1 protein-coding gene and 1 pseudogene are annotated in these 1712 nt (G+C 31.6%); both read left to right on the forward strand.

The window, feature by feature from the left end:
• Positions 1–423: 423 nt before the first annotated feature.
• Positions 424–1425 (forward strand): LCP family protein, encoded by a 1002-nt coding sequence (locus AC1DJR_RS28840; protein ID WP_113770212.1) that lies wholly within the window; start codon positions 424–426, stop codon positions 1423–1425.
• Between the two features lie 62 nt (positions 1426–1487).
• Positions 1488–1712, forward strand: a pseudogene (locus AC1DJR_RS28845) (sensor histidine kinase); the annotation flags it as partial.

The raw sequence follows: 1712 nt of genomic DNA on the forward strand, positions 1-1712 counted from the left end.
AGCAAAATCAGCTTTAATTTATAATAATGGGAAGCAAATGATATACACACCAAATGAGAAATAATAAAGTGAAATTTTAATCAGTGGGGGGTTTATCCCTCACTGATTATTAGTCATCACCAATCAAAATTTCACGGCCCAAACTTGACTCTTTTATTCCTGATAAATTATGAGGTGAAAGTCTTACTACCTGCAAATAACAGAATGATAAATCTGTAAATTTGAACGTTTTGAAGTGTTAAATTTTTGAAGTTGATAAATAGTGACTTGCCAAAAATAAGCACGAGAGTATAATGTGAAATGGAATACATATTGGATTCATGATGTAACCTTACAAAAATGTAAGGTGATTGAAAGGAAATTCAATATGAAGATTACTAGACATACATTATACTAGGAAAAGAGAAAGAGAGGAGAATGAACATGAGCTCTGAATTAGAACAAAATACGAGAAGCAGTAAAAAACGTTCTAAAAGAAAATCAATAAAATGGTTCATTTTAATTCCATTTTTCCTACTTGTTTTTGGAGGAGTAGGATATGGATCGTTTATATATAACAAAGCAAAAGCTGTTGTAAGTGATGCATATGCACAAATTGATAAGTCATCAAAAAGGGACAAAGAAGTGGAACCTTTAAAGGATAATATTTCGATTTTAATCATGGGTGTCGATGGAAGCGAAATGAGAAAAAGCCAATATGGTGAAGCGGTTCGAACAGATGCACTTTTATTAGCGACAATTAATAAAGATGATAAATCCGTTAAATTAGTAAGTATTCCTCGTGATTCACGTGTTTATATTCCATCTAGAAAGAAATTAGATAAAATTACACACGCACACGTATTTGGTGGTGTTGAAAGTACAAGAGATACAGTGGAAAGATTTTTAAATGTACCAGTTGATTATTATGTGAAGTTTAACTTTGAGTCATTTGTACAAATTGTAGATTCAATTGGTGGTATTGATATTGATGTACCTGTTACTTTCACAGAACAAGATAGTAAAGACCAAGCAGGTATGATCCATTTAGAAAAAGGTTACCAACATTTAAATGGTGAACAAGCCCTTGCACTTGCTAGAACGCGTAAAATTGACAGTGACGCAATGCGTGGTCAAAGRCAACAACTTGTAATTGAAGCAATTGCGAAAAAAGCAATGTCTGTTCAATCWATTAGTAAAATGGGCTCTTTACTTGATGCAGTTGATAAAAATATGAAAACAAACTTAACGTTTGATGATATGCTTGCTATTACGAAGAATATGGCAGGATCAGATTTGCAAATGGAAAAGATGCAAATAGAAGGAACGGATAAACGTATTGGTGGTATTTATTATTACATTCCAAACGAAAAAAATGTGAAAGATATTTCGACTAAGTTAAATGAGCATTTAGGTGTTACACCAAAACCAACTCGAAATGAATAAGTATAAAAAAAGGTTGGCCTCAGCCAATCTTTTTTTATGGAAATGGATTGCTTCATTTATTTTTAGTAGAAGGGCTACTAGTTTTTTCACGTCTACAGTTAAATCATTTTAATTTATATAAACAAAAGGTGCAATTGTACGATATACTAGAGGAAAGAATTTGGTAATTAACTCCTAAAATAGAGAAAATAAATTCATCTCATTGCAAGTTGAAAGCGAATTGAATTGATAGAAGATCAAACAGGTTAAAACAAATCTTCTTGAAAGTTGTACATAGTGCAATCAAG

The sequence above is a fragment of the Bacillus sp. 05T31 genome, from assembly GCF_056396725.1.